This is a genomic window from Streptomyces sp. NPDC001480 (assembly GCF_042894725.1).
Classification (GTDB): Bacteria; Actinomycetota; Actinomycetes; order Streptomycetales; family Streptomycetaceae; genus Streptomyces.
This window is the reverse complement of sequence record NZ_JBIAVX010000004.1, coordinates 264444-291062: the sequence shown is the minus strand read 5'-3', so window position 1 is coordinate 291062 and position 26619 is coordinate 264444. Positions and strand designations below refer to the sequence as shown.

At 71.6% G+C, this 26619-nt stretch carries 23 protein-coding genes; 13 read left to right on the top strand and 10 right to left on the bottom strand.

All coding sequences use genetic code 11. The annotated features are described in order from the left end of the window. Positions 1-46 precede the first annotated feature (46 nt). Positions 47-832, top strand: coding sequence for a TIGR04222 domain-containing membrane protein (locus ACFY01_RS11600; protein ID WP_390735497.1), 786 nt, complete (start codon positions 47-49; stop codon positions 830-832). Positions 833-967: 135 nt separating this feature from the next. Beyond that, positions 968-2611, top strand: coding sequence for an alpha/beta hydrolase (locus ACFY01_RS11595; RefSeq protein ID WP_390735496.1), 1644 nt, complete (start codon positions 968-970; stop codon positions 2609-2611). A gap of 32 nt (positions 2612-2643) precedes the next feature. Here ACFY01_RS11595 and hemQ read toward each other — a convergent pair whose 3' ends face one another. Together hemQ and hemG are read right to left on the bottom strand one after the other, a co-directional pair. Next, on the bottom strand, positions 2644-3375 hold the full coding sequence (gene hemQ / locus ACFY01_RS11590; RefSeq protein WP_390735495.1) for a hydrogen peroxide-dependent heme synthase: 732 nt from the start codon (positions 3373-3375) through the stop codon (positions 2644-2646). 4 nt (positions 3376-3379) lie between these two features. After that, complete coding sequence (gene hemG, locus ACFY01_RS11585; RefSeq protein WP_390735494.1) at positions 3380-4834, bottom strand: protoporphyrinogen oxidase; 1455 nt, start codon at positions 4832-4834, stop codon at positions 3380-3382. A gap of 162 nt (positions 4835-4996) precedes the next feature. Here hemG and ACFY01_RS11580 point away from each other — a divergent pair, with 162 nt between their 5' ends. The 3 genes from ACFY01_RS11580 to ACFY01_RS11570 are packed head-to-tail and all read left to right on the top strand — an operon-like array spanning position 4997 to position 7628. Beyond that, positions 4997-5989 carry a DUF4349 domain-containing protein gene (locus tag ACFY01_RS11580; protein ID WP_390735493.1) on the top strand — a complete coding sequence of 331 codons (993 nt, stop codon included), beginning with the start codon at positions 4997-4999 and terminating at the stop codon, positions 5987-5989. 18 nt (positions 5990-6007) lie between these two features. Continuing rightward, the gene (locus ACFY01_RS11575) at positions 6008-6190 is read left to right on the top strand and encodes a hypothetical protein (RefSeq protein WP_390735492.1); all 183 of its coding nucleotides are present in this window, start codon (positions 6008-6010) and stop codon (positions 6188-6190) included. A gap of 37 nt (positions 6191-6227) precedes the next feature. After that, the gene (locus ACFY01_RS11570; protein WP_390735491.1) at positions 6228-7628 is read left to right on the top strand and encodes an FAD-dependent oxidoreductase; all 1401 of its coding nucleotides are present in this window, start codon (positions 6228-6230) and stop codon (positions 7626-7628) included. On the opposite strand, the gene ACFY01_RS11565 is transcribed toward ACFY01_RS11570, so the two are convergent. Continuing rightward, positions 7625-7909: a hypothetical protein gene (locus ACFY01_RS11565; protein ID WP_390735490.1), complete on the bottom strand. Its 285-nt coding sequence runs from the start codon at positions 7907-7909 to the stop codon at positions 7625-7627. The genes ACFY01_RS11570 and ACFY01_RS11565 overlap by 4 nt on opposite strands. Positions 7910-8001: 92 nt before the next feature. Here ACFY01_RS11565 and ACFY01_RS11560 point away from each other — a divergent pair, with 92 nt between their 5' ends. Beyond that, the gene (locus ACFY01_RS11560; RefSeq protein WP_390735489.1) at positions 8002-8835 is read left to right on the top strand and encodes a rhomboid family intramembrane serine protease; all 834 of its coding nucleotides are present in this window, start codon (positions 8002-8004) and stop codon (positions 8833-8835) included. Position 8836: 1 nt separating this feature from the next. Here the strand turns inward: ACFY01_RS11560 and hemE are convergent, their stop codons facing one another. Beyond that, on the bottom strand, positions 8837-9925 hold the full coding sequence (gene hemE / locus ACFY01_RS11555) for a uroporphyrinogen decarboxylase (protein ID WP_390735488.1): 1089 nt from the start codon (positions 9923-9925) through the stop codon (positions 8837-8839). 107 nt (positions 9926-10032) lie between these two features. Here hemE and ACFY01_RS11550 point away from each other — a divergent pair, with 107 nt between their 5' ends. The 3 genes from ACFY01_RS11550 (at position 10033) to ACFY01_RS11540 (ending at position 13131) form a co-directional block, all read left to right on the top strand. Continuing rightward, the gene (locus ACFY01_RS11550) at positions 10033-10710 is read left to right on the top strand and encodes a DUF3000 domain-containing protein (protein ID WP_390735487.1); all 678 of its coding nucleotides are present in this window, start codon (positions 10033-10035) and stop codon (positions 10708-10710) included. 322 nt (positions 10711-11032) lie between these two features. Next, positions 11033-11692, top strand: coding sequence for a LuxR C-terminal-related transcriptional regulator (locus tag ACFY01_RS11545; RefSeq protein ID WP_390735486.1), 660 nt, complete (start codon positions 11033-11035; stop codon positions 11690-11692). 149 nt (positions 11693-11841) lie between these two features. After that, positions 11842-13131: a ribonuclease D gene (locus tag ACFY01_RS11540; RefSeq protein WP_390735485.1), complete on the top strand. Its 1290-nt coding sequence runs from the start codon at positions 11842-11844 to the stop codon at positions 13129-13131. A gap of 82 nt (positions 13132-13213) precedes the next feature. On the opposite strand, the gene ACFY01_RS11535 is transcribed toward ACFY01_RS11540, so the two are convergent. From ACFY01_RS11535 to ACFY01_RS11525, 3 genes are read right to left on the bottom strand one after another with little or no spacing between them, the layout of a single operon-like run. Continuing rightward, complete coding sequence (locus ACFY01_RS11535; RefSeq protein WP_390735484.1) at positions 13214-14044, bottom strand: carbohydrate ABC transporter permease; 831 nt, start codon at positions 14042-14044, stop codon at positions 13214-13216. After that, positions 14041-14994: a carbohydrate ABC transporter permease gene (locus ACFY01_RS11530; RefSeq protein ID WP_390735483.1), complete on the bottom strand. Its 954-nt coding sequence runs from the start codon at positions 14992-14994 to the stop codon at positions 14041-14043. Before ACFY01_RS11530 ends, ACFY01_RS11535 begins: the two co-directional genes overlap by 4 nt. Then, on the bottom strand, positions 14994-16325 hold the full coding sequence (locus ACFY01_RS11525; protein WP_390735482.1) for an extracellular solute-binding protein: 1332 nt from the start codon (positions 16323-16325) through the stop codon (positions 14994-14996). The genes ACFY01_RS11530 and ACFY01_RS11525 overlap by 1 nt, the downstream gene beginning before the upstream one ends. Positions 16326-16477: 152 nt before the next feature. Between ACFY01_RS11525 and ACFY01_RS11520 the strand changes: the two genes are divergently transcribed. The 4 genes from ACFY01_RS11520 to ACFY01_RS11505 all read left to right on the top strand — a co-directional run bounded on the left by ACFY01_RS11520 (position 16478) and on the right by ACFY01_RS11505 (position 23370). Continuing rightward, positions 16478-18844 carry a glycoside hydrolase family 2 protein gene (locus ACFY01_RS11520; RefSeq protein ID WP_390735481.1) on the top strand — a complete coding sequence of 789 codons (2367 nt, stop codon included), beginning with the start codon at positions 16478-16480 and terminating at the stop codon, positions 18842-18844. Continuing rightward, the gene (locus ACFY01_RS11515) at positions 18844-19905 is read left to right on the top strand and encodes a LacI family DNA-binding transcriptional regulator (RefSeq protein ID WP_390735480.1); all 1062 of its coding nucleotides are present in this window, start codon (positions 18844-18846) and stop codon (positions 19903-19905) included. Before ACFY01_RS11520 ends, ACFY01_RS11515 begins: the two co-directional genes overlap by 1 nt. A gap of 118 nt (positions 19906-20023) precedes the next feature. Beyond that, entirely contained in the window at positions 20024-21244 is a 1221-nt protein-coding gene (locus tag ACFY01_RS11510; RefSeq protein ID WP_390735479.1) for a thiolase family protein, read from the top strand. Next, on the top strand, positions 21241-23370 hold the full coding sequence (locus ACFY01_RS11505) for a 3-hydroxyacyl-CoA dehydrogenase NAD-binding domain-containing protein (protein ID WP_390735478.1): 2130 nt from the start codon (positions 21241-21243) through the stop codon (positions 23368-23370). Before ACFY01_RS11510 ends, ACFY01_RS11505 begins: the two co-directional genes overlap by 4 nt. Positions 23371-23436: 66 nt before the next feature. Here the strand turns inward: ACFY01_RS11505 and ACFY01_RS11500 are convergent, their stop codons facing one another. The 3 genes from ACFY01_RS11500 to pgsB are packed head-to-tail and all read right to left on the bottom strand — an operon-like array spanning position 23437 to position 26616. Beyond that, a complete protein-coding gene (locus tag ACFY01_RS11500; protein ID WP_390735477.1) occupies positions 23437-24492 on the bottom strand; it encodes an NlpC/P60 family protein in 1056 nt (351 codons plus the stop codon). Between the two features lie 37 nt (positions 24493-24529). After that, a complete protein-coding gene (locus ACFY01_RS11495) occupies positions 24530-25012 on the bottom strand; it encodes a poly-gamma-glutamate biosynthesis protein PgsC/CapC (protein WP_361440002.1) in 483 nt (160 codons plus the stop codon). Then, positions 25009-26616, bottom strand: a complete 1608-nt coding sequence (gene pgsB, locus ACFY01_RS11490) for a poly-gamma-glutamate synthase PgsB (protein WP_390735476.1) — start codon at positions 26614-26616, stop codon at positions 25009-25011. Before pgsB ends, ACFY01_RS11495 begins: the two co-directional genes overlap by 4 nt. Between the last annotated feature and the right edge of the window lie 3 nt (positions 26617-26619).

Genomic DNA, 26619 nt, shown 5'->3' with positions numbered 1-26619 from the left:
TGAACAGGGCATGGAGTTTCCCAGACCACTGGCATAGAAACTTGTCATGTTCTGGGTCCTTCTACTGCTGCTGGCCTGGGCCGTCGCCGGCACGGCCTGCACCCGGCTGTGCCTGGCCGCCGTACGCGCGGCGACCGCCGAGAGGCAGGACGCGATCGCGGGCCGGGAGCACGATCTGACGCTGTACGAGGCGGCGTTCCTGTCCGGCGGGCCCGCGCGGGTCGCCGATCTGACCATGGTCTCCATGGCCCGGCAGCGGCGACTGCTGCTCGCGCACACCGGCTGGGCGACCGTCGTCGACCCGCGCGGCCGGGACGACATGGAGCGGTCCGTGATAGGCGCCATCGGTCCGGAGGGGCAGTCCCGCATAGAGCCGGTGCGCTCCGCGGCGGCGGGCGCGGACGCGGTGCGCAGCCTCGCCGACGACCTGGTGCGCGCGGGGCTCGCCGTGCCCGCCGGGGCACGTACGACCGTCGCGTCCGGTGTCCGCCAGGTGCGGGCCGCCGCCCTGGCCGTCCTCACGCTGGGCGCGGCCGCGCTGCTGACGCCCACGCCGACCGAGATGCCGCGCGACCTGGTCGCCCTGTGGTTCGCGCTCCCCCTCACCCTCACCCTGAGCTGCCTGGCCATGGCCCGGGTCGAGGTGCACCCGTACTCACCCTGGGCCTCCCCGGCCGGGCAGCGGCTGCTCGGCGCGCTGACCCGGCGGACGAACGGCACGGGCGACGACCGGGGCTACCTCACCTCCGTCGCGGTACGCGGCATCCGCGCGATCGGCGAACCGGAACTGCGCGCCGCCTTCGCGCACCGCGACCAGCCCTGGCGGGAGTGAGGACGCCGCCGCCAGGGGCGCATAGGGGGCATTGGGGCCGACACCGGCCGGGCGGTGCTTGCCTTCGCCGTCGACCGAACGAAATATCCCTTTTGTCTTGGCGGTGCGCCGCCGCCCCCACCGAAGGGATACGCGATGAGAGCCGCCGCCCTCTGCTCGGCCGCCGGGTCCTTGCTCCTGACCACCCTCACCGCCGCCCCCGCCGGCGGCGCGCCCCACGCCCCGGACGCGTCGGCGGAGCAGCGCGGCACCGCGGTGGCCGCCGCCCGCGCCCGTGCGGCCGGCATCGACTTCGGCAAGTGCCCCGCCGACCAGAGCGCGCCGGACGGCGTGGAGTGCGGCACGGTGACCGTCCCGCTGGACTACGCCCACCCCGACGGCAAGCAGATCAAGCTGACCGTCAGCCGGGCGCAGGCGACCCACAAGGACCCGCACAACAGCAAGCGCAAGGTGCCCCGCCAGGGCGCCCTCGTCTTCAACCCGGGCGGCCCGGGCGCCTCCGGCATGTACTTCCCGGTGATCGGCCTGCTGCCCGAGTGGAAGCGCGTCGCCGCCGCCTACGACCTCGTCGGCTACGCCCCGCGCGGGGTCGGCCGCTCGGCGCCGCTGTCCTGCCAGGACCCGCGGCAGCTCGCCACCGGGCCCGCGCAGGCGCCGACGCGCCCCTCGGCGGCGTACAAGAAGCAGCGCATCGCCGGGGCGAAGGCGTACGCCCGGGGCTGCGCCCTGCGGGCCGGCAGCGCGCTGCGGTACTACAACTCCCTGAACAACGCCCGCGACCTGGACGTCCTGCGCTCCGCGCTGGGCGAGGAGAAGCTGACCTTCATGGGCGCGTCGTACGGCACCTACTTCGGGGCGCTGTACGCGACGCTGTTCCCCTCGCACGTGCGGCGGATGGTGCTGGACGCCCCCGTGAACCCGGACCCCGCGCAGATCTGGTACCGCAACAACCTCGGTCAGTCGGCCGCCTTCGAGGACCGCTGGGCGGACTTCAGGGAGTGGATCGCCCGGCACGACGACGCGTACGGCCTCGGCGACACCGCCGAGAAGGTGCGCCACAGCTACGAGACGGCACGGACGCGGCTGGCCGCCGAACCGGCGGGCGGGAAGGTCGGCCCCGGGCAGTTGCAGGGCGCGTTCCTGGCCGCCGGGTACTACGACGACTTCTGGCCGAGCCGTGCCGAGGCGCTGTCGGCGTATCTGAAGGGTGATCCGGGGCCACTGGTCCGGCTGGCCACACCGAGCGCCGGGACGGCCGCGGAGGCGGAGAACCTGAACGCCGTCTACACCGCCGTCGAGTGCAACGACGCGCCCTGGCCGACGGACTGGGCGGTGTGGGACCGCGACAACACCCGGCTCGCGCGCGTGGCGCCCTTCGAGACCTGGGAGAACGCGTGGATGAACCTGCCGTGCGCCTACTGGCCGGCGCCCCGGCAACGGCCCGTCGACGTGCGGACCGGCCCGGGTGAGCTGCCGCCGACGCTGATCCTGGCCGCCGAGCGGGACGCCGCCGCGCCCTACGACGGGGCACTGGAGATGCGCCGACGGCTGGCCGACTCGGTGCTGGTGACCGAGCGGGACGCCGGTACGCACGGCATCGCGGGCGGCCCGAACGCGTGCGTCAACGCCCACGTCGAGGCCTATCTGCTCGCCGGCCGCCTCCCGGTGCGGCACGCGTCCTGCGCACCGCACCTGGAGCCGAAGCCGGAGTCGAAGCCGGGAACGCCCAGCAGGCAGGCCCTGAGGGACCGGCTGAAGGGCAAGTCCGACCGACTCTGATCAGGCCAGGCCCGCCACCGGCTCGCGCCCGATCAGGCCAGGCCCGCGACCAGGTCGCCGATGTCCTTGCGGCGGCCTGTGAAGAACGGGACCTCCTCGCGGACGTGCATGCGGGCCTCGGAGCCGCGCAGGTGGCGCATGAGGTCGACGATGCGGTACAGCTCGTCGGCCTCGAAGGCCAGGACCCACTCGTAGTCGCCGAGCGAGAACGACGCGACCGTGTTGGCGCGCACGTCCGGGTAGCCGCGGGCCATCTTGCCGTGGTCGGCGAGCATGCGGCGGCGGTCCTCGTCGGGCAGCAGGTACCAGTCGTAGCTGCGCACGAAGGGGTAGACGCTGACGTAGTTGCGCGGCGTCTCGTCGGCGAGGAACGCCGGGATGTGAGAGCGGTTGAACTCGGCCGGGCGGTGCAGCGCCATGTTCGACCAGACCGGCTCCAGGGCGCGGCCGAGCTTCGTGCGGCGGAAGAGGTTGTACGCCTCCTGGAGCTGGTCGCTGGTCTCGGCGTGCCACCAGATCATGAGGTCGGCGTCGGCGCGCAGCCCGGAGAGGTCGTACGTGCCGCGGATGGTCACGTCCTTCGCGGCGAGCTGGTCGAACAGCTCCTGGACCTCGTCGGCGTAACCCGCGCGGTCCTCGGGCAGTACGTCCTTCAGCTTGAAGACGGACCACAGGGTGTAGCGGATGACCTCGTTGAGGTCCTTGGCCAGCTTGCCCTTGTTCGGGATCCGCTCGGAGGCGGTGGTGGGAGCGTCGTCACTCATACCGCTATTCTCCCGCTCCGCCGTGCAGGCTCTGCACCGGGTTGGCGGTGAGCTCCTGCACACCGCCGAGGTCCCCGCCCAGCTGGTCCACGGCCGCGTACGCGCTGGCGATGCACGCCGGGATGCCGACACCGTCGTACTGCGCGCCGCACACGGCGAGGCCCGGCAGCTTGGCGACGTGCTCGCGGACGCGGGCCACGCGCGCGTGGTGGCCGACGGGGTACTGGGGCAGGCCGTCGGTCCAGCGGATGACCCGGGTTTCCAGGGGAGTGGCGTCCAGGCCGGTGGCCTCGCGCAGGTCGCGGCGGGAGACCTCCACCAGGTCGGTGTCCTCGCGGCGGAGGATCTCCGTCTCGCCGTACCGCCCGACGGAGGTGCGCAGCACGATCACGTCCGGGTCCTCGTCGGCGATCCAGCCCCACTTCCGGGAGGCGAAGGTGGAGGCCTTGATGGTGCGCCCGTCGACGGGCGGGACGAGGAAGCCGCTGCCGTCCGGCAGGGCGGCCTCGGCGCGGCGGTAGGCGAGGGTGACCAGGGCCATGGAGGCGTACTCGACGGTGCGCAGCTCGGCGGCGGCCTCCGGGGACTCGGCGGCCAGCAGCCCGGCGGCGGCCGGGGCGGGGACGGCGACGACCACGGCGTCGGCGCGCAGCACACGGTCGCCGGCCGCCACCCGCCAGCCGCCGCCGGGTTCCCGGCGCAGTTCGCCCACCGGGGCCCCCGTGACGATCTCACCGCCCCGCCGGCGCACCGACTCCGCGACCGCGAGCGGCAGTTGGCCCACGCCGCCCTCGATGCCCATGAACACCGGGCCCGTCTGCCGACCGGCGACGGCCTTCGCCTGGATCTCGCGGACCGCCTCCGTCAGGGAGGTGTGGGTGCGGGCGGCCTGGAAGAGCTGGGGGACGGCCGAGCGGAGCGAGATGCGGTACGCGTCGCCCGCGTAGACCCCGCCCAGGAGCGGCTCGACCAGGCGGTCGACGACCTCTCGGCCCAGCCGCGCCGCCACGTACTCCCCCACGGCCACGTCCTCGCCGACCTCCGTGCGGGGCAGGTCGGCGTCGCGCTCGATGCGGGCGAGGCCCTCGTCGGACAGGACGCCGGTCAGGGCGGCGGCGGTGCCGGGGACGCCCATGACGTGGCCCTTGGGCATGGGGCGCAGGGCGCCCCGGGTCCAGATCGAGGCCGTCGCGGTGGCCGGCGGCTGGAGGCGGTCGGCCAGTCCGACCTCGCGCGCGAGGTCCACCGCCTCGGGGCGGCGCGCGAGCATCGACTCGGCGCCCAGGTCGACGCGCACGCCCGCGATCTCGCCGGGCAGCAGCTTGCCGCCGACCCGGTCGGAGGCCTCCAGCACGGTCACCCGGGTCCCGCGCTGAAGCAGCCGGTGCGCGGCGGCCAGCCCGGCGACGCCCGCTCCGATGACGACGACGTGACCTGGGCCCGTACGTGATCCGCTCATGGCTCCACCTTCTCAGACGCCACTGACAGCGGCGCCAGGGCCTTGTGGCCCCGGCGCGATGTGACCGTGACCTCATCGGAACCGTCCACCCCCCAACGCGCAGCGCCGTCCGGGCGTCGAAGGAACGTCAGTCGTCACGAACCCTCGGGGGGTACCGCCAGCATGCGCACACCACGATCCCTACGGCCCGTCCAGGCCCTGGCCGCCGTCCTGCTCGCCGCGTCCCTCGCCCTCGCCGGATGCAGCGGCGCGGACGACTCCGGCGGCGGCTCCGCCGGGGACAAGGCCGACTCCGGCAGCGTCGCCCAGGGCGGCGCCTCCGGCGGCAAGGCGCGCGACGCGGAGGCCACCACCAAGGCGCCCAGGCTCACCGCGAGCAGCATCATCCGCACCGCGTCCCTCACCGTGCAGGTCAAGGACGTGCCCGAGGCGCTGGACGAGGCCCGCGCCACCGCCGAGAACGCGGGCGGCTACGTCGGCGACGAGACCACCAGCCGGGACTCCGCGGGCCACGAGCGGACCCGGGTCGTACTGCGCGTGCCCACGGACAGGTACGACGCGGTCCTCACCGACCTGGAGGGCTCGGGCAGGCTGATCCACCGCACAGCCAAGGCACGGGACGTCACCGACCAGGTGGTGGACGTCGACAGCCGGATCAAGTCGCAGCGGGCCAGCGTGGCCCGGATCCGGGAGCTGATGGGCCGGGCCACCAAGCTCGGTGACGTGGTGACCCTCGAAGGGGAGTTGAGCAGCCGCGAGGCGGACCTGGAGGCGCTGCTCGCCCGGCAGGCGTCCCTGAAGGACCGCACGAGCCTGGCCACCATCACCCTGTCGCTGTCGCGGACACCGGCGAAGCAGGCCGCCGGGGACGACTCCCCCGGTTTCACGGACGCCCTGGCGGGCGGCTGGCACGCGTTCGTCACGCTGCTGCGCTGGTTCGCCCTGGCCATCGGCGCGGCGCTGCCGTTCGCGGCCCTGGCCGCGCTGCTGACGCTGCTGTGGCTGCGGGTGGTACGCCCCCGGCTGCCGCGCACCGCCGCCGCGCCGGCGACGACCGCCCTGGGCCCGCTGCCGACCGCCCGCCCGGCACCGCAGCCCGCGGCACCACAGCCGACAGCGCCCCACCCCACGGCCGAGCCGGACGACAAGGACTGAGCGAACCCGAAATCCGGCGTGCCCGTAGCGTGGCTGACGCTGCTGTGGCTGCGGGTCGTACGCCCCCGGCTGCCCCGCGCCGCCGCCGCGCCGGCGACGACCGCCCTGGGCCCGCTGCCGACAGCCCGCCCGGCACCGCAGCCCGCGGCACCACAGCCGACAGCGCCCCAGCCCACGGCCGAGCCCAACAACAAGGGCTGAGCGGGCCCGAAATCCGGCGTGCCCGTAGCGTGTTCGCATGAGCATGAACGGTGTGCGGGGCGGGACGGAACGACTGGTCGTGATCGGCGGCGACGCCGCGGGGATGTCCGCGGCGTCGCAGGCACGCCGGCTGCGGGGCCCGGAGGAGCTGGAGATCGTGGCCTTCGAGCGCGGCCACTTCACGTCCTACTCGGCGTGCGGGATCCCGTACTGGGTGGGTGGTGCCGTGCCCGAACGCGACCAGCTGATCGCCCGCACTCCCGAGGAGCACCGCGCGCGCGGGATCGACCTGCGCATGCGCACCGAGGTCGTGGAGGTCGACGTGGCCGGGCAGCGGGTACGCGCGCGTGACGTCGATTCCGGCGCCGAGTCCTGGACGTCGTACGACAAGCTCGTCATAGCCACGGGGGCCCGCCCGGTCCGCCCCGACATGCCGGGCGTGGACGCCCCCGGTGTGCACGGCGTGCAGACCCTGGACGACGGTCAGGCCCTCCTCGACACGCTGGCGGGCACGCGTGGCCGCCGTGCGGTGGTGGTGGGTGCCGGTTACATCGGTGTGGAGATGGCCGAGGCGATGATCGACCGCGGCTTCGAGGTGACGGTCGTCAACCGCGGCACGGAGCCCATGTCGACCCTGGACCCGGACATGGGCCGCCTGGTGCACCGGGCGATGGAGGGCCTCGGCATCACCATGGTCAACGACGCCGCGGTGACGAAGCTGCTCACCGGTGCGGACGGCCGGGTCCGCGCGGTGGCCACGGAGCAGGCCGAACACCCCGCCGACATCGTGGTCCTGGGCATCGGCGTCCGCCCGGAGACCACGCTCGCCGCCGCGGCGGGGCTCCCCCTCGGCGCCCGTGGCGGCCTGCTCACCGACCTCGCCATGCGCGTGCGCGGCCACGAGAACATCTGGGCCGGCGGTGACTGCGTCGAGGTGCTGAACCTGGTCTCCGGCCGGGAGCAGTACGTCCCGCTCGGCACCCACGCCAACAAGCACGGCCAGGTCATCGGCACCAACGCGGGCGGCGGCTACGCCACCTTCCCGGGCGTGGTCGGCACGGCCGTCAGCAAGGTCTGCGATCTGGAGATCGCCCGCACCGGTCTGCGTGAGAAGGACGCCCGCCGGGTCGGCCTGCGGTTCGAGACGGTCACCATCGAGTCGACCAGCCGCGCGGGCTACTACCCCGGTGCCTCCCCCATGACGGTCAAGATGCTCGCCGAGCACCGCACGGGGCGGCTGCTCGGCGTGCAGATCGTCGGCAGGGAGGGCGCGGGCAAGCGGGTCGACATCGCCGCGGTGGCCCTCACGGCGGGCATGACGGTGGAGCAGATGACGGCCCTGGACCTGGGCTACGCCCCGCCGTTCTCACCGGTGTGGGACCCGGTACTGGTGGCGGCGAGAAAGGCGGCGGCGAAGGTGCGCGCGAGCGCGGACTAGGCAGTGCCGCTGATCCTCGGGAGCGAGGTCACCGAGGTGTTGGACGTCACGGCCGCGGGCTGCTCGCCCGCCGGCTTGGCATGGGCCGCGGACGCCCTCGTGGACCGCAGCCGATGGCTGACCGCCTCGTCCAGCGTCACCGGCCGCTGCAACTGCGAGGCCAGCCGGCCCGCCTCCTGGCCGAGCCGTGCGACGTCCTCCCAGGGGAGCCGCACCACGAGGGAGATCTCCGCCTCGCCGTCGGGCGTGGCGTGCATCGGAGGGGTGATTCGGTCGTTCATCGCCTGATCCTCACGTCGGTTGAGGAGAGATACGCACACCCGCGGGGCGGCGTTCACCGATTCGTCCGGCGCATCGCGGGCAGTACTTTTGTGTGGTCATCCCCGTGCATGACGTGAACCCGGTGCGCCGTACCCCCTGGGTGACATACGCGCTCATCGCCGCGAACGTCCTCGTGTTCCTGTCCACGCCCGGCATAGCCGGCTCCGTGGCCGGGGGCAGCGATCTGGCCCAGCTGTGCCACCTCCAGGCCTTCACGGAGCACTACGCGGCCGTCCCCAGGGAGCTGATCCACCATCAGCTGCCGAGCATGGTCCCGACGGGGCGCGTGGGCGTGGGCCCGCACGGCCCGGGCTGCGTGGTGGGGGCGCCGGGTTACGACAAGTCGCCGCCGCTGTCGGTGTTCACCGCGATGTTCCTGCACGGCAGCTGGCTGCACCTGCTGGGCAACATGCTGTTCCTGCTGATCTTCGGCAACAACGTCGAGGACCGGATGGGCCACGTCCGGTACTTCCTCTTCTACGTCGTCTGCGGCTACGCGGCCGGGTACGGCTTCGCGCTGCTCAACGCCGACAGCGGCGACCCGCTGATCGGCGCGTCCGGGGCGATCGCCGGGGTGCTGGGCGCCTATCTGGTGCTGTACCCGAAGGCCCGGGTGTGGGTGCTGGTGCCGTTCCTGATCTTCCTGCCGCTGCGGCTGCCCGCCTGGCTGGTGCTGGGCTTCTGGTTCGGGCTACAGGCGGTGTACTCCTCCGGGCACGGCGTGTCCGGCGCCGGCACGGTGGCCTACTCGGCGCACGTCGTCGGCTTCCTCGCGGGCATGCTGCTCGCCTGGCCGCTCAAGCCCGGCACCCCGCCCCCGCCGGAGCCGGGCGGCCTGCTGTTCGGCAGGCGGGCCCGGCCCCGGCAGGCCTGGCAGACCTGGTAGGTCAGCGGGCGGTCCGCGTGTGCACGTACTCCACGAGCCGGGTCAGCGCGTCCGGGTCGGTGGACGGCATGACTCCGTGGCCGAGGTTGAAGACGTGGCCCTCCAGCTTCGCGGCCGTGTCGAGGACCTCGCGGGTCTTGGCCTCGACGGCCTCGGTGCCGGCGAACAGGACGGTCGGGTCGAGGTTGCCCTGGAGCGCCTTGCCGGGGCCGACCCGGCGGGCGGCCTCGTCCAGCGGGACGCGCCAGTCGACGCCGACGACGTCCGCGCCGGCCTCGCCCATGAGCCCCAGCAGCTCGCCGGTGCCGACGCCGAAGTGGATGCGCGGGACGCCGTACCCGGCGACGGCCTCGAAAACCTTCGCGGAGGCGGGCATCGCCGAGTGGCGGTAGTCGGCGGGGGCCAGCGCTCCGGCCCAGGAGTCGAACAGCTGCACCGCGGAGGCGCCCGCCTCGATCTGCACCTTCAGGAACGCGGCGGTGATGTCCGCGAGGCGGTCCAGCAGGTCGGCCCACAGCTCCGGGTCGCCGTACATCATCGCCTTGGCGTTCTCGAACGTACGGGACGGGCCGCCCTCGACGAGATAGCTGGCGAGGGTGAAGGGAGCGCCCGCGAAGCCGATGAGGGGCGTGCTGCCGAGCTCGCGGGTGAGCAGGCCGATCGCCTCGGTGACGTAGGAGACGTCCTCGGGGGTGAGGTCGCGCAGCCGGGCGAGGTCGGCGCGGGTGCGGATCGGCTGCTCGACGACCGGGCCGACGCCGGGCTTGATGTCGAGGTCGAGACCGATGGCCTTCAGCGGTACGACGATGTCGCTGAAGTAGATCGCCGCGTCCACGCCGTGCCGGCGCACCGGCTGGAGCGTGATCTCCGCGACCAGCTCGGGTCGCGTGCAGGACTCCAGCATCCCGATGCCCTCACGCACCTTGTGGTACTCCGGCAGGGAGCGCCCGGCCTGCCGCATGAACCACACGGGCGTGTGCGGCACGGGTTCGCGCCTGCACGCCTTGAGGAAGGCGGAGTCGTACGTCGCGGACGGCCGCGTCGGCTGCTGGCCCGCGGAAGTCCCGTGGGCGGTGTCGTTGGCACTCACGGGGAAAGTCTCGCACGGCGGTGACGGGAGCCCTGCCGGGGTCTGGCGACCGGCGGCGCGGGGTGTCTGCCCGGCACGACGGCCCGCTTCCCCTTACTCTTCCCCGCATGGCTGCGGCTCAGGGACGACTGTCGGACGGCGCTGGCGGGATGGACGACGAGAAGGAGACGGGGGAGGCGGACCGGCATGCCGGCAGTGCGGCTCCGCCGGTGTTCCGGGCCGCGGTGGAGGCGCTGCGGGCCGCCCGGCTGCGGCCGCAGATCGAGGTGGAGCCGACGCCCGCCCCACAGCGGCTGGCCCCCTTCGCGTACGCCGTGGAGGCCGCGGTCGTCGACGGCGACCAGGACCTCGCCGACGGCCGTCTGGTGCTGCTGCACGACCCGGCCGGGCACGACGCCTGGCGGGGTACCTTCCGGCTGGTGACGCTGGTGCGGGCCGAGCTGGAGCCGGAGATGGCCGCCGATCCGCTGCTGCCCGAGGTGTGCTGGTCGTGGCTGACCGGGGCACTCCAGGCGCGCGGGCTCGCGTACGGCGACCCGAGCGGCACCGTCACGCGGGCGAGCTCGCACTACTTCGGCGGGCTGTCCGAGCGGCCCGCCGCCTCGCAGATCGAGATCCGCGCCTCCTGGACGCCCCGCGAGGGTCTGGGCGGGGTCCCGGACACCGCCGCCCATCTGGCCTCCTGGTGCGATCTGCTGGCCCAGGTCGCGGGCCTGCCGCCGGCCGCCCCCGGTGACGCCTCCGTGGTGACCCTGCCGCAGCGCAGGGGGCCGCAGTCCCGCTGACCCCCGCAGCCCGCTTCCTCCGCCCCGCCGGCATCGCCGGCGGGGCGTTCTCGTCCACCGGCAGTCGCGCGACTCACCCTTCATTGACCATCTCTTTGTCGATACGGCCACTTCTGGAACCCGAATCGCACCCGCTCGAACCCACCCGATCTCCGAATGATCGACCGCGTGTCCGAATTGCACGGATTGTTACTCACCGGATCGTGATCATTCCCTAAAGGCGGACGGGTTTGGTGCCGAAGACGACTGTGACCTTGAAATCACGGTTCGTCCCGGCTTCATCCCCAGGAGCCGGCCCCGTCCCCGCACCCCAGGAGGCCTGGTGTCCGTTCTCCTCGAGCAGCCCGCAAGCCTGGTCGCCTACCGCCCGAACAAGCCGACCGCCATGGTGGTCGTGGCCGACCCGCGCGTCCGCTCCACCGTCACCCGCCACCTGTGGGCGCTCGGTGTGCGCGACGTCATCGAGGCCTCGTCCATCGCGGAGGCTCGTCCCCGCATCGGCAACCCCCGCGACATCTGCGTCGCCGACGTCCACCTTCCCGACGGCTCCGGCCTGACCCTGCTGTCCGAGACCCGCGCCGCGGGCTGGCCCAACGGCCTGGCGCTGTCCGCCGCCGACGACATCGGCGCCGTACGCAACGCCCTGGCCGGCGGGGTCAAGGGCTACGTCGTCACCGGCACCCGGACCAACATCGGGCTCCCCGCCCGACCGGGCGCCGCCCCCATCGGCGCCGCCTCCCGTATGCACCGCCGCCCCCCGGGTGCCCCGAGCCACCCGGGCGGCTACCGTGAGCTGTCCGGCCGCGAGGTCGAGGTGCTGCGCCTGGTCGCCGAGGGCCAGTCCAACAAGGCGATCGGCGTCTCGATGGGCCTGTCCGCCCTCACCGTCAAGAGCCACCTCGCCCGCATCGCCCGCAAGCTCGGCACCGGCGACCGGGCCGGAATGGTGGCGGTGGCCCTGCGCACCGGGATCATCCACTGACCGTCATCCACTGACCTCATAACGGTTCGCCCATGTGAACCAGGCATTTCACCCGCCTGACCGATTCCTGACTGGTTTACGACCCTCCGACGCCCGTCGACGGAACGTTCCGTCGACGGGCTCTGTCCACACACAGATACCCTTGACAGGTGACCGACGCCCAAGAGACCGCAGCAGACATGCCACTGCGCACCACCGGAGGAACCCCTCCGGATGACGGCGGATCTTCCGAGACGGCGGCGCCGGTCCCCTTGCTCGAGCCCCGCGAGGGCATTCCCCCGGTGATCGCCGACGAGGCCGCGCTCGCCGAGGTGGTCGTCGCCTTCGCCGCGGGCCGCGGCCCCGTCGCCGTCGACGCCGAGCGCGCCTCCGGCTACCGGTACGGACAGCGCGCCTACCTGGTGCAGCTGCGCCGCGAGGGGGCCGGGACCGCGCTGATCGACCCCGTCGCCTGCCCCGACCTGTCGGGCCTCGGTGAGGCGCTGTCCGGCACCGAGTGGGTGCTCCACGCGGCCACCCAGGACCTGCCCTGCCTGCGTGAGATAGGCATGGTCCCCAGCCGCCTGTTCGACACCGAGCTGGCCGGCCGGCTCGCCGGGTTCCCGCGGGTCGGCCTCGGCGCGATGGTCGAGGGCGTCCTGGGCTTCGTACTGGAGAAGGGCCACTCCGCCGTCGACTGGTCGACCCGGCCGCTGCCCGAGCCGTGGCTGAGGTACGCCGCGCTGGACGTCGAGCTGCTCGTCGACCTGCGCGACTCGCTGGAGAAGGAGCTCGACCGGCAGGGCAAGCTGGAGTGGGCCCGGCAGGAGTTCGACGCCATCGCGTCGGCGCCGCCCGCCGAGCCGCGCAAGGACCCCTGGCGCCGTACGTCGGGCATGCACAAGGTGCGGCGGCGCCGGCAGCTCGCCGTCGTGCGCGAGCTGTGGCAGACACGGGACCGCATCGCCCAGCGGCGGGACGTCTCGCCGGGCAAGGTGCTCAGCGACTCCGCCATCGTGGAGGCGGCGCTCTCCGTGCCGGCCAATGTGCACGCCCTGGCCGGGCTGAACGGTTTCGGTCACCGGATGGGGCGGCGGCAGCTGGAGCAGTGGCAGGCCGCGGTGGACCGCGCCAAGGCGCTCACCGAGGCGCAGCTGCCGCAGCCGGGGCAGCCGGTCGCGGGGCCGCCGCCGCCTCGGGCCTGGGCGGACAAGGACCCGTCCGCCGCGGCGCGCCTCTCGGCGGCTCGGGCGGGCGTCTCCTCGCTGGCCGAACGGCTCAACATGCCTCAGGAGAACCTGATCACGCCCGACACGGTACGGCGGCTCTGCTGGGAGCCGCCGAAGAGTGTGGACGAGGAGTCCGTGGGAGCCGCGCTGGCCGGGTACGGGGCGCGGGCTTGGCAGGTGGAGCTGGTGACGCCGGTGCTTGTCGCTGCGCTGGCTTCGGCGGGGAGCTAGTCGCCGTTGGCGGGGCTGTTGTGCGGTGGCTGCGGGTTATTCGTGGTTGCTCGCGCAGTTCCCCGCGCCCCTTCAGGGCGCGTCAGCGTGTCGCCCCTTTCATGAAGCCGTTGTAGATGAACCCTTGCAGGCACAGGAAGACGATCAGGGTCGGCAGGATCACCAGGACCGCTCCGGCCGAGATCGTCTCCCAGTGGGCGCCGAAGGGGCCGCGGAAGCGGAAGAGGGACGTCGAGATCACGCCAAGATCCTGGGACGGCATGTAGAGGAAGGGGATGTAGAAGTCGTTGTAGACGGTGATCCCCTTCACGATCACCACGGTCGCCGTCGCGGGTTTCAGCAGCGGGAAGATGATCTTGCGGTAGATCGTGAAGGCGTTGGCGCCGTCCAGGCGGGCGGCCTCGTCGAGGGAGACCGGGATCGACCGCACGAACTGCAGGAAGACGTAGATCGACACGATGTCCGTGCCCATGTAGAGCAGGATCGGGGCCCAGCGGGTGTCGAAGAGGCCGAAGCTGTTGACGATCTGGAAGGTGGCCACCTGGGTGGTCACGCCGGGGACCAGCGCGGCCAGCAGGAACAGCGCCACCACCGCCTTCTTGAAGCGGAAGGTGAAGCGGTCGATGGCGTACGCCGTCATCGAGCCGATCAGGACGGTGCCGCCGATGGCGAAGAGCAGGATGAAGGCCGTGTTGCCGAAGGCCTGGAGCATCCGGCCGTCCTGGAACGCGGTCACGTAGTTGTGGACGTTGAGCGGGTCGTGGGGTGCGGTGAGGGCGCCGCTGTCGTCCGCCATCTCGTCCGGGGTCTTCAGGGACGTCAGGAGGACGGCGCCCAGCGGGAGCAGGACGACCACCGTCGCGGTGATCAGCGACAGGTACACCAGGGTGCGGGCGACGATACGGCGTGTCATACGAGGTCCACCTTGTCGTCGGGCACGAGTCGCCGTTGCAGCCAGGTCACCGCCAGCACGATCAGCAGCAGGACGACCGCGGCCGCCGAGGCGAGCCCGGTCTTGTTGAACTGGAAGGCCAGCTTCACGGTCTGGATCACGAAGGTCTCGGTGCCGGTCGCGCCGCCGGTCATGATGTACGGGATGTCGAAGGCGGACAGCGAGCCGGACACCGAGAGGATCACGGTCAGGGTCACCACCGGCTTGATGCCGGGCGCGATGATGTGGCGGAACTGCTGCCAGCGGTTCGCGCCGTCCAGCTCGGCCGCCTCGTACAGCTCCCCCGGGACGGACTGGATCGCGCCGAGGAAGAGGACGAAGTTCAGGCCGAGGTAGCGCCAGACGGAGACGCCCGCGAGGGAGAGGTTCGCCGAGACGGGCGTGCCCAGCCAGGCGTGGTGGGAGTGCACGCCGAACAGGCGCAGCACCGAGTCCAGGGTGCCGCCGTCCTGGAAGAAGTAGAGGAACACGAAGCCGATGGCCACCCCGTTGATCAGGTACGGGAAGAAGAGCACGCCCTTGAAGAAGTTCCGGAAGCGGACGTCGAAGCTCAGGACGGTCGCGAAGTAGAGGGCGGCGACGATCTGCACGGCGGAGGCGGCCAGGTAGTAGCCGCTGACGAAGAAGACCTCGAAGAGGTCCGGGCGGGTGAAGAGTTCGGTGTAGTTCCCGGTGCCCGTGTAGTGCAGTTCGGGACTGACGCCGTCCCAGTCGGTGAAGCTGTACGCGACCATGTTGGCGATCGGCGCGTAGGTGAAGGTGATCAGGAGGCCGAGCGGGGCGAGCAGGAACAGCCAGGGGGTCGCCACCCGTGTGAGCCGTACCCGGCGCGGTGCGGGTTCCGGGGCGGGGGCCGGGCCGGCCGCGGCGGTGGTCTCCCGGTGGGCCGCCTTCCGCGTGGTGTCCGTCATCAGGACCCCGACCCCACGGTCTTCTGTGCGTCGGTCCACTTCTTGGCGAGGCCGTCCAGGAAGTCGTCGAGGTTGCCGCTCTTCGCGCCGCGGGCGAGGTCGACCAGGTCCTGGCGGTAGTCGGGTTTGTTGATGCCGACCTCGGACTGGTCGTCGATCAGCTTGACCTTGGCGCCCGCGGAGTCGTCCAGTTCGATCAGCTTCACGCCCGCGTCCTCGTACGGCTTCAGGACGGTGGGCAGGGGCGCGTCCTTCAGCGGGGAGATGGCCAGGTTGTCCTTGTCGTAGCCGGACTTGTCGGTGAACCAGTCGATCCAGGCGCGGGCCGCCTCCTTGTGCGCGGAGTGCACGTTGACGGCCTGGTTGTAGTCGGGGCCGACGACCGCGCAGAACTTGCCGCCCACCTGGGCGGGGAAGGGCATGAAGCCGATGTCGTCGGGGTTCACCCGGGCTTTGCGGGCCGCGTCCTGGAACTGGATGACCGCCCAGGTGCCGAGCCACTGCGTGGCGATCTTTCCCTTGGCCAACTGGGCTTTGGAGGCCTCCCAGTTGGTGGTGGTCGGGTCCTTCTCGGCGAGCCCGTCGTGCACGATGTCGTACAGGAGCTGGTCGCCGACGCGCAGGTCGGCGCCCTCGGCCCAGGGGTTGCCCTCGGCGATCTTGGTGGTCGCCCCGGTGTCGCAGTGCACCGAGCCGTTGACGAACGTCCAGGAGGTCAGCGGCCATTGGGCGGCGAAGTTGGTGTAGTACGGGGTCGCGCCGGTCTTCGACTTGATGGCCTTCAGGTCGTCGAGGAACTCGGCCGGGGTGGTGGGCCACCGGGTGACGCCGGCCTCCTTCCAGATCCGCTTGTTGTAGACGAAGCCGGGGGTCACGCCGATCGGGCTCTGGCCGTAGACCTTGCCGTCGACGGTGGTGAAGTCGGTGAACCGGTACTTCTTGGCACGCTCCGCCCGGGTGCCGAGCGAGGCGAAGAACTTCGGGTAGTCGCTCTTCTTGATCACCCCGGGGATCATCAGGACGTCGCCGTAGTTCTCCGTGTTCATACGGATCTTGACTTCGGACTCGTAGTCGGTGAGGGCCTGGAACTTGACGTTCACCTTCGGATACGTCCTGTTGAACTCGGCGGCGTACTTCTTCATCGTGCCGTCCTGCACGAGGTCGGTCCGCTGGGTGAGGACCGTGATGGTCCCGCTCACCTTCGACGGGTCGTCGGGCGCCTTGGCGTCGGCGCCCTTGGTCGAGCCTCCCGTGCCGGTGCAGCCCGCGAGCAGCAGGGCGGCTCCCGCGGCCGCGGCGAGGATGGGGCTTCGGTGCGTACGGCGGTTCATGTGCGTCAACTCCGTTCTCGGGACGGAAGAGCACGTGCGAGTTGGCTGATTCGGCACTCTGACAGCGCTTTCCTCAACCGGTAAAGTCCCAATCCCGCCAAGGATGCAGAAGTACGTCCAATCCCGCGTGTAGACCGGTTTAGGGAGTGCGCATGCTGGAGGCCACACCGCTCACCGAGGGCTGGATCCTGCGGCACGGAGGGGAGGCGCTGCCGGCCCGGGTGCCGGGGTGCGTGCACTCCGATCTGCTCGCGGCAGGGGTGATCCCGGACCCGTTCCTCGGGCGGAACGAGGTGGAGGTGGCCTGGGTCGGGCGGCGGGAGTGGACGTACGAGAGGGAGCTGCGGGAGGCGTCCGCGCACGAGCAGACCGATCTCGTCTTCGACGGCCTCGACACCGCCGCCGAGATCACCCTCGCCGGACAACTCCTCGGTCGAATAAGGAACATGCACCGCTCCTACCGCTTCGACGTCACGGGGGCGGCGGGTTTGCTGGTGGTGCGTTTCGCCTCCGCCCACACCGAGGCCGAGGCCGTCCGCGAGCGGCTGGGCGAGCGGCCCGCCGCCTATGCCGAGCCGTACCAGTACATCCGCAAGATGGCCTGCTCCTTCGGCTGGGACTGGGGGCCCACCCTGGTCACGGCGGGCATCTGGCGGCCGGTCCGGCTGGAGCGCTGGTCGACCGCGCGGATCAGCCGGGTGCGGCCCCTGGTGACCGTCGAACAGGGCACGGGCGTCGTCGAGTTGCGGGTGGACGTCGAGCGCACCCGGGTGGAGGCACGGCTCGCCGTTCAGGCCCGCGTGGACGGACGGACGGAGCGCGCCGAGGTCGACGGGGCGAGCGGGGTCGTACGGCTCCGGGTGCCGGGGGCGCGGCTGTGGTGGCCTCGGGGGTACGGGGAACAGCCGCTGTACGACCTGGAGTTGACGCTGACGCACAATGACGAGGTGCTCGACGCCTGGCACCGCCGGATCGGCTTCCGCACGGTCGGGCTGGACCGCCGGCCCGACGCCCACGGCACCGGCTTCACCCTCGTCGTCAACGGGGAGCGGCTGTTCGCACGCGGCGTGAACTGGATCCCGGACGACGCCCTCCCCTCCCGCGTCACCCGCGAGCGCTACCGGGAGCGGCTCGGGCAGGCCGCCGCGGCGGGCGTGGACCTGGTGCGGGTGTGGGGCGGCGGGATCTACGAGAGCGAGGACTTCTACGACGCCTGCGACGAGCTGGGCCTCATGGTCTGGCAGGACTTCCCGTTCGCCTGCGCGGCCTATCCGGAGGAGCAGCCGCTGCGCGGGGAGGTGGAGGCGGAGGCCCGGGAGAACGTCGTACGGCTGATGCCGCACCCCTCGCTGCTGCTGTGGAACGGCAACAACGAGAACCTGTGGGGCTTCCGGGACTGGGGCTGGGAGCGGCGGCTGGCCGGGGACTCCTGGGGCGAGGGGTACTACCTGGGGCTGCTGCCGCGCGTGGTGGCGGAGCTGGATCCGACGCGGCCGTACACGGCGGGCAGCCCGTGGTCGGGGTCCTGGGCGCACCACCCGAACGACCCGGCCCACGGCACGCACCACTCGTGGGAGGTGTGGAACCGGGAGGACTACGCGGACTACGGGCTGAGCGTGCCGCGGTTCGTGGCCGAGTTCGGCTGGCAGGCACCGCCCGCGTACGCGACGCTGCGACGCGCGCTGCCCGGTGAGGACCTCGCTCCGGACTCCCCCGGCGTGCTGCACCACCAGAAGGCGGACGACGGCAACGGGAAACTGGCGCGGGGGCTGGCCCGGCACTTCCGTGTGCCCGAGGGGGACTTCGACCGCTGGCACTACCTCACCCAGGTCAACCAGGCGCGTGCGGTGGCCGCCGGGATCGAGCACTGGCGGTCGCACTGGCCGGTGTGCGCGGGCACGGTGGTCTGGCAGCTCAACGACTGCTGGCCGGTGACCTCCTGGGCGGCCGTCGACGGCGACGGGCGGGAGAAGCCGCTCTACCACGAGCTGCGGAGGCTGTACGCCGACCGGCTGCTGACGCTGCGGCCGAGGGCGGACGGGCTGGTGCTGGCCGCCGTCAACCAGGCCGCCGAGGAGTGGACGGGGGCGGTGACGCTGCGCCGGATGACCGTCGACGGCGTGGTGGTCGGCGGGGCGAGCATGGCGCTGACGGCCGGGGCGCGGGCGGTGGCGGAGATCGGGGTGCCGAGGGAGCTCAGGCCGGCCGGCCCCAAGGAGTTCCTCGTCGCCGACGCGGCCGGGCTGCGGGCCCTGCACTTCCCGGCACCCGACCGCGAAATCCCGTACCCCCAACCGGAGTTCGAGGTGTCCGTGGCGCCGGGCGAGGTGACGGTGACGGCCCGTACCCTCGTACGGGACCTGCTGCTCCAGGCCGACCGGCTGGACCCGGGAGCGCGGGCGGACCGCGGGCTGGTCACGCTGCTTCCCGGGGAACGGGTCACGATCGGCGTGCGGGGCTGGAAGACTCCTGACGCGGCCGTCGCCCGGGCCGCCCTGTACTGCGTGGAGCCCGCCTGATGACAGCGACGCCGACCCCCCGCGTCACCATCAAGGACGTCGCCGCGCGCGCCGGGGTGTCCAAGGGCGCGGTGTCCCTGGCCTTCAACCACAAGCCGGGGCTGTCGGAGGCGACCCGGGACCGCATCTTCGCGGCCGCCCGGGAACTGGGCTGGGCGCCGAACCTCACCGCCCGGTCGCTCGCCGGGGCCCGGGTGGACGTGGTGGGGCTGGCGATCTGCCGGCCGGCGCAGATGCTGGGCCTCGAGCCCTTCTACATGGAGTTCATCTCGGGCGTGGAGAGCGTGCTGACCGAGCGGTCCTGCTCGCTGCTGCTGAGGCTCGTGCGGAACGTACGGGAGGAGGCCGGACTGCTGGAGTCCTGGTGGAAGGGACGGCAGATCGGCGGGTCGATCCTGGTGGACTTCGGGGCGGACGACCCCAGACCGGCGGTGGCCCAGCGGCTCGGCCTGCCGGTGGTGGCGGTCGGGCACCCGTCGCTGACCGGGGGGCTCACCTCCGTGTGGACGGACGACGCCACCGCCGTCACGGAGGCCGTGCGCTATCTGGCCGCGCTCGGGCACCGGCGGATCGCCCGGGTCGGCGGCGCGGCGGCCCTCGGGCACACGACGATGCGCACGGCCGCCTTCGACGAGGCGGCCCGGTCCCTGGACCTCGCCGGTGCCTGGCAGGTCACCACCGACTACTCGGGCGAGGCCGGTGCCCGGGCGACCCGCTCCCTGCTGACCGCCGCGCCGCCGGACCGGCCGACCGCGATCGTCTACGACAACGACATCATGGCGGTGGCCGGTCTTTCGGTGGCCGCCGAGATGGGCCTGAAGGTACCCGCCGACGTGTCCCTGCTGGCCTGGGACGACTCCCAGCTGTGCCGGCTGACCCACCCCACCCTCTCCGCGATGAGCCATGACGTGCACGGCTTCGGCGCGGAGGCGGCCCGTACGCTGTTCGGGGTGATCACAGGCGAGGGCCCGGAGTCGCATCCGGTCCCCACACCCGTGCTGACGCCGAGGGGGTCGACGGCACCGCCGCGGGCCCTCTTGGGCACCGCGCCGCCGGTGTGACGTTCACCGCTCCCCCCGGCAGGACTGGGCAGCTACGTTACCCATAAGTAGCATGGGTCCTGAGCGCGCGCTCAGCGCAACGCAGCAGTGCCATCCCGCACCCTGGAGGAGAGCCATCGTGCCTCGTACCGTCAGGGACGTCGTCTTCGTAGACGGCGTCCGCACCCCGTTCGGCAAGGCGGGCCCGAAGGGCATCTACCACGAGACCCGCGCCGACGACCTCGTCGTGAAGGCGATCCGGGAGCTGCTGCGCCGCAACCCCGGGCTCGACCCGAAGAAGATCGACGAGGTCGCGATCGCCGCGACCACCCAGATCGGCGACCAGGGCCTGACCCTGGGCCGCACGGCCGGCATCCTCGCCGGTCTGCCCCAGTCGGTCCCCGGCTACTCCATCGACCGCATGTGCGCCGGCGCCCTGACCGCCGTGACCACCACGGCCGGTTCGATCGCGTTCGGCGCGTACGACGCCGTCATCGCCGGTGGTGTCGAGCACATGGGCCGCCACCCGATGGGCGAGGGCGTCGACCCCAACCCGCGCTTCGTGTCGGAGAAGCTGGTCGACGAGTCCGCCCTGTTCATGGGCATGACCGCGGAGAACCTGCACGACCGGTACCCGCAGATCACCAAGCTGCGCGCCGACGAGTACGCCGTGCGCTCCCAGGAGAAGGCCGCCAAGGCGTACGCCAACGGCAAGATCCAGGCCGACCTGGTGCCGATCTCGGTGCGCCGCACCAACCCGGAGGGCGGCGAGACGGGCTGGGGCCTGGTCACCGCCGACGAGCCGATGCGCCCGGGCACGACCCTGGAGAACCTCTCCGGTCTCAAGACCCCGTTCCGCGTCCACGGCCGGGTCACCGCCGGCAACGCGGCCGGCCTGAACGACGGCGCCACCGCCTCGATCATCGCGTCCGAGGACTTCGCCCGCGAGAACGGCCTGCCGGTCAAGATGCGCCTGGTCTCCTACGCCTTCGCGGGCGTGGAGCCGGAGGTCATGGGCTACGGCCCGATCCCCGCCACGGAGAAGGCCCTCGCCAAGGCGGGCCTGTCGATCTCCGACATCGGTCTGTTCGAGATCAACGAGGCCTTCGCCGTCCAGGTCCTGGCCCTCCTCGACCACTACGGCATCGCCGACGACGACTCGCGCGTCAACCAGTACGGCGGCGCCATCGCCTACGGCCACCCGCTGGCCTCCTCCGGCGTCCGCCTGATGACGCAGCTGGCCCGCCAGTTCGAGGAGCAGCCGCACGTCCGCTACGGCCTGACCACCATGTGCGTCGGCTTCGGCATGGGCGCGACGGTCATCTGGGAGAACCCGCACTTCGACGGAGGCGACAAGTGAGCACCACCGCTGAACTCCTGAAGGGCGCGGCCGAGCTGTTCCCGGACGAGGTCGTCACGCAGGCGCACGTACGCCACTTCGACCTCCCCCTGGGCGCCGGGCGCTTCGCCCTCATCACGCTGGACAACGGCTTCGACCACACCAAGCCGACCACCTTCGGCCCGGCCTCGCTCGCGAACCTGGGCACCGCGATCGACCAGGTGGAGAAGGAGGCCGCGGACGGCGAGATCGTCGGCGTCGGCATCACCGGCAAGCCGTTCATCTTCGCCGTCGGCGCCGACCTCAAGGGCGTCGAGCTGCTGAAGGAGCACAAGGACGCGCTGGCCATCGGCAAGGGCGGCCACGAGGTCTTCAAGCGCCTGTCGGGCCTCGCGGTCCCCACCTTCGCCTACTACAACGGCGCGGCGATGGGCGGCGGCGTCGAGGTCGGCCTGCACTGCACCTACCGCACGGTGTCCGCGGCCCTCCCCGCCTTCTCCCTCCCCGAGGTCTTCCTCGGCCTGGTCCCCGGCTGGGGCGGCTGCGCGCTGCTGCCGAACCTGATCGGCGCCGAGAAGGCCGTCTCGGTCATCATCGAGAACAGCCTCAACCAGAACAAGCAGCTCAAGGGCAAGCAGGTCTACGAGCTGGGCATCGCGGACGCGATCTTCGAGGGCGCCGACTTCCTCGAGCAGTCCCTCATCTGGACGGCGACCGTCCTCAAGGGCGAGATCGTCGTCGAGCGCCCGGCGATCGACCGCGGTGAGGCCTGGGACCAGGCCGTCGCCAAGGGCCGCTTCATCGCGGACTCCAAGGTGCACGGCGCGGCCCCGGCCGCCTACCGCGCCCTCGACATCATCGCCGCCGCCAAGAACGGCGACCTCCAGCAGGGCTTCGACGCCGAGGACGTCGCGCTGGCCGACCTCATCATGGGCGGCGAACTGCGCGCGGGCATCTACGCGTTCAACCTCGTGCAGAAGCGCGGCAAGCGCCCGGCGGGCGCCCCGGACAAGAACCTGGCCCGCCCGGTGACGAAGGTCGGCGTGGTCGGCGCGGGCCTGATGGCCTCGCAGCTCGCCCTGCTGTTCCTGCGCCGCCTGGAGGTCCCGGTCGTCCTCACGGACATCGACCAGGAGCGCGTCGACAAGGGTGTGGGCTACGTCCACGCCGAGATCGACAAGCTGCTCGGCAAGGGCCGCGTCAACCAGGACAAGGCCAACCGCCTCAAGGCCCTGGTCACCGGTGTCCTGGACAAGGCCGAGGGCTTCGCCGACGCCGACTTCATCATTGAGGCGGTCTTCGAGGAGATCGGCGTCAAGCAGCAGGTGTTCGCGGAGGTCGAGGCGGTGGCCCCGGCGCACGCGATCTTCGCCACCAACACCTCCTCCCTCTCCGTGACGGAGATGGCGTCGAAGCTGAAGCACCCCGAGCGGGTCGTCGGCTTCCACTTCTTCAACCCGGTGGCCGTCCTCCCGCTCCTGGAGATCGTCCGCGGCGAGAAGACGGACGACGCCTCGCTCGCGACCGCCTTCGCGGTGGCCAAGAAGCTGAAGAAGACCGCGGTACTGGTCAAGGACGCCCCGGCGTTCGTCGTGAACCGCATCCTGACCCGCTTCATGGGCGAGATCCAGAACGTCATCGACGAGGGCACGCCGGTCGAGATCGCGGAGAAGGCGGTGGAGCCCCTCGGCCTGCCGATGTCTCCCCTCGTCCTCCTCGAGCTGGTCGGCCCGGCGATCGGCCTGCACGTCTCGGAGACCCTCAACCGGGCCTTCCCGGACCGCTTCACGGTCTCCGCGAACCTCGCCGCCGTCGTCAAGGCCGGCAAGCGCGGCTTCTACGTCTACGACAGCGGCAAGCCCGAGCTGGACCCGGAGGTCGCCGCGCTGCTCAAGCAGGGCGACACCGTCCTGACCGAGGAGCAGGTCCGCGCCCGCGTCCTCGACGCCGTGGCCCAGGAGATCGGCCTCATGCTCGACGAGGGTGTCGTCGCCGAGGCCCAGGACATCGACCTCTGCCTCATCACCGGCGCCGGCTGGCCCTTCCACCTGGGCGGCATCACGCCGTACCTGGACCGCGAGGGCGTCTCGGAGCGCGTGAACGGCAAGAAGTTCCTGGCGACGGGCGTGGCGAGCGTTCCGGCCTGACCGCCTCCGCGCAAACCCGATGCCCGGCACACCGACTGGTGTGCCGGGCATCGGCGTGTCGCCTGGTCAGAGGCGCTTGGCGCTGCGGAACAGCTGGGCGTAGAAGCCGTTGCCGTCGATGCGGGAGACGCCGCCCGTGTCCCCCATCGTGGGGCCGTTCTGCTCCTTGCGGCTGGAGATGAAGACCTTGTGGCCCTCGGTGTCCAGCCCCAGGTAGAGGGCCACGTGGTCGATGTGGTTGCCGGTGCGGTGGTCCATCTTGAAGAACAGCAGGTCGCCCGGCTGGAGCATGTCCGTGTTCTTCGGCCGGGTGTACCAGGGCGAGGGACCCTGGAGCTTGATGATGTCCACGCCGGCCTTGGAGCGGGCCATACCGTCGGCCGAGCGGGGCAGGCCGTCGCCCGAGGTGTTCGTGGCCATCAGCGGGTAGCGGGCGCGGTAGCCCCACACCATCCGCATGAAGCCGGAGCAGTCCAGCGCGCGGTAGCGCTCCTTGCGCGGATACATCGTGGTGCCGTTGCGGAAGGTGTACGAGATGCCGAGGTAGTCGTAGAAGTCGTTCTGCTCCAGACGGTCCACGCCGTCCGCCTTGTACGGGCCGAACACCGCGTCACCGGCGTACGGCACGCCCGCGGAGTCCTTCTTCACCGGCACGCCCTGCACGTACTGGAAGGCGATCGCGAAGATGTCGTCCTCCTGACTGCCCGAGTACTTCTTGAACCAGTCCTTGAACCACTGCTGGTTCTGGGCGCCCTTGACCCAGGGCTCCGGCATGAGGCGGACCCAGTCGTCGGTGACCACCTTGGTGCTGGTGTTGGCCGGTTCGCCGAAGGTCCGCGAAGGGCCCTTGAGCGTGGCCGTGCGGGCGCCGTCGGTGAAGGTGGCGATGACCGCGCCCTTGCCGTCGCGCAGTACCGAACGCGCCGGGTCGTTCAGCCGCTCCCAGGTCTGCTTGCCGGTCGCCTTGCCGGAGTTCTGCAGGGCGTTGTCGGTGACCGTCTGGGCGGCCGGGACCTTCGCCTGTTCGTCCTTGCGCAGTTCGTAGGTGAAGTACGCGCTGCCCGCGAGCAGCGACAGCACCGTCACCGTGTGGAGGACGGGCCGGCCTTTGCTTTTCGGCATGGTGAGGGCTCCAGGATTACGTCGGTAACGTGCGGGCTCAGGCGGACGGCAGAGCGCCCAGCAGGATGCCGGCGGTCAGCACCACATAGGTGGCGAGGGTGACCGATCCGACGGACAGCAGCGTCGCGCCCTTGGGCTGGCGGACCAGCTGGTAGCCGATCAGGCCCGGGACGATGAACCCGAGCGTCTGGTTGGCGTACAGCAGCGGGAACTCCATCTGCAGCACGATGATCACGGTGGCCTGGATGAGCACACCGCTGAGCACGACGGCCGCGAACAGCCGCTTGCCGTACAGGATCACGAACTTCTGCATCAGCAGCGTGACGAGGTACGTCAGCACGGTCACGCCGACCACCAGGGCGGCCCGCTGGAGGTCCTCGATGAGGGTGAGCGCGAGCCAGCCCGGGGTGATCATGCCGCCCGGCGACAGGTTGGTCGTCAGGTAGCACATCAGGGAGAACATCAGGCCCAGGCCGATGCCGATCGCGGCGATCTCGGGGGTGAGGACGGAGGGGATCAACGCTGTTCTCCTGGGCTGTGCCACTGCTGGCTGTCGTCGGCGGAGGGCTGGGGAGGAATGCGGGGCTCGAACAGCCCGCGCTGCGGGGCCTGACCGCGGTACTGCTGGGTCTGCGTCCAGTCGTCGTCCGGGTACGGCCGGTCGTATCCCGCCTGGCCCGCGGGCTGCTGCTCCGCGTACATGTTCGCGGCGTCCTGGTGCACGGTGTCCTGGTGCACGGGGGGCTGCTGGACGTACGGCTGCTGGACATAGGGTTGCTGAACGTACGGCTGCTGCGCGTAGCGCGACTCGTACGCCTCCGAATACCCCTGGTAGGGGTCGATGCGGGGCGCGTACAGCTGCACGGTCTCGACGTGCTCGACCACGGCGGACTCCGCTCCGGCCCGGCCGGCCGGGGCCACGGCCACCGGCTCGTCGGCGCTTTCGTCCGGGGGGAGTTCGGCCAGGTGCTCCAGCAGGATCTCGCCCTGACCGTGGATGTTGCCGATCGCCACCAGCGAGGAGTCCGGGGGGAGTGTCTCCAGCATCCGGGCCATGAACTCCGCCGGGTCACGTTTGTCGCCGCCGAGGTCGACGGCGCGCGAGCGGAACTCGGTCGGGATGGCGTCGATGGCGGACTTGGCCGGGTGGCCGATGACGAAGACGTGCTCGGGGTCGAGGTCGGGGATGATCTCGCCCATCTGACCGTTGCGTTCGACGCGGTCGGGGCGGCAGTTGATGACCACGTTGAGCGGGCGGTGGATGGCGCCGAGGTCGAGCAGCTGGTTGATGTTCATCAGCGTCGACTCGGGGTCGTTGGCCGCGAAGACGTTGGCGAAACGCAGCTTCTTCCCCTCGGGCGTCAGGTAGCGCTCGACGGAGAGGACACCCGGGTCCGGCGGAGCCTCGTACATGCCCTTCAGAGCCGTCGCCCGGTCGACGCCGAGGAGTTCGGCCACCGTCAGCGCGATGGCGACGTTCTCCTTGAAGGTGAACCAGCTGAAGCCGCGCAGTTCCTCGTCGGTGACCGTCTCCGGGTCGGCGTAGACGAGTCGGCAGTTCCGGGCGTCGGCCTCCTCCTGGAGGATGTGGAAGCGCTCCTTCTCCGCGGTGACGCAGATGCCGTCCTCGGGCATCGAGCGGCACAGCGACCGCGCCACGTCGTCCAGGGTGGGGCCCATCTCGGCGAGGTGGTCCTCGCGCACGTTGCACAGCACGCCGATCGTGGAGCGGATCAGCTTGGACTGGTTGATCTCCTGCAGGGCCGGCATGACGGCCATGCACTCGATGACGAGCGCGTCCGGCTGGTACGCGGCGGCGCGCCGCACGATGCCGATCTGTTCGACGACGTTGGCTATGCCGAACTTGCGGTAGACGGGCTCCTCGGTGGCGTCCGGGTGGATGAACCGGGCCGCGGTGCCGGTCGTCTTGGCTACGGTGGTCAGGCCACCGCCGCGCAGCGCGCCCGCGCACAGCCGGGTGATGGACGACTTGCCGCGAATGCCGTTGATCAGGACCCGGGTGGGTATGTGGTCCAGGTTGGTGAAGTGCCGGCGTTGCTCGACGACGCCCGCGACGACCATGAACGCGCAGCCCACCAGCAGCACGGTGTAGAGGAAGAGCACGAG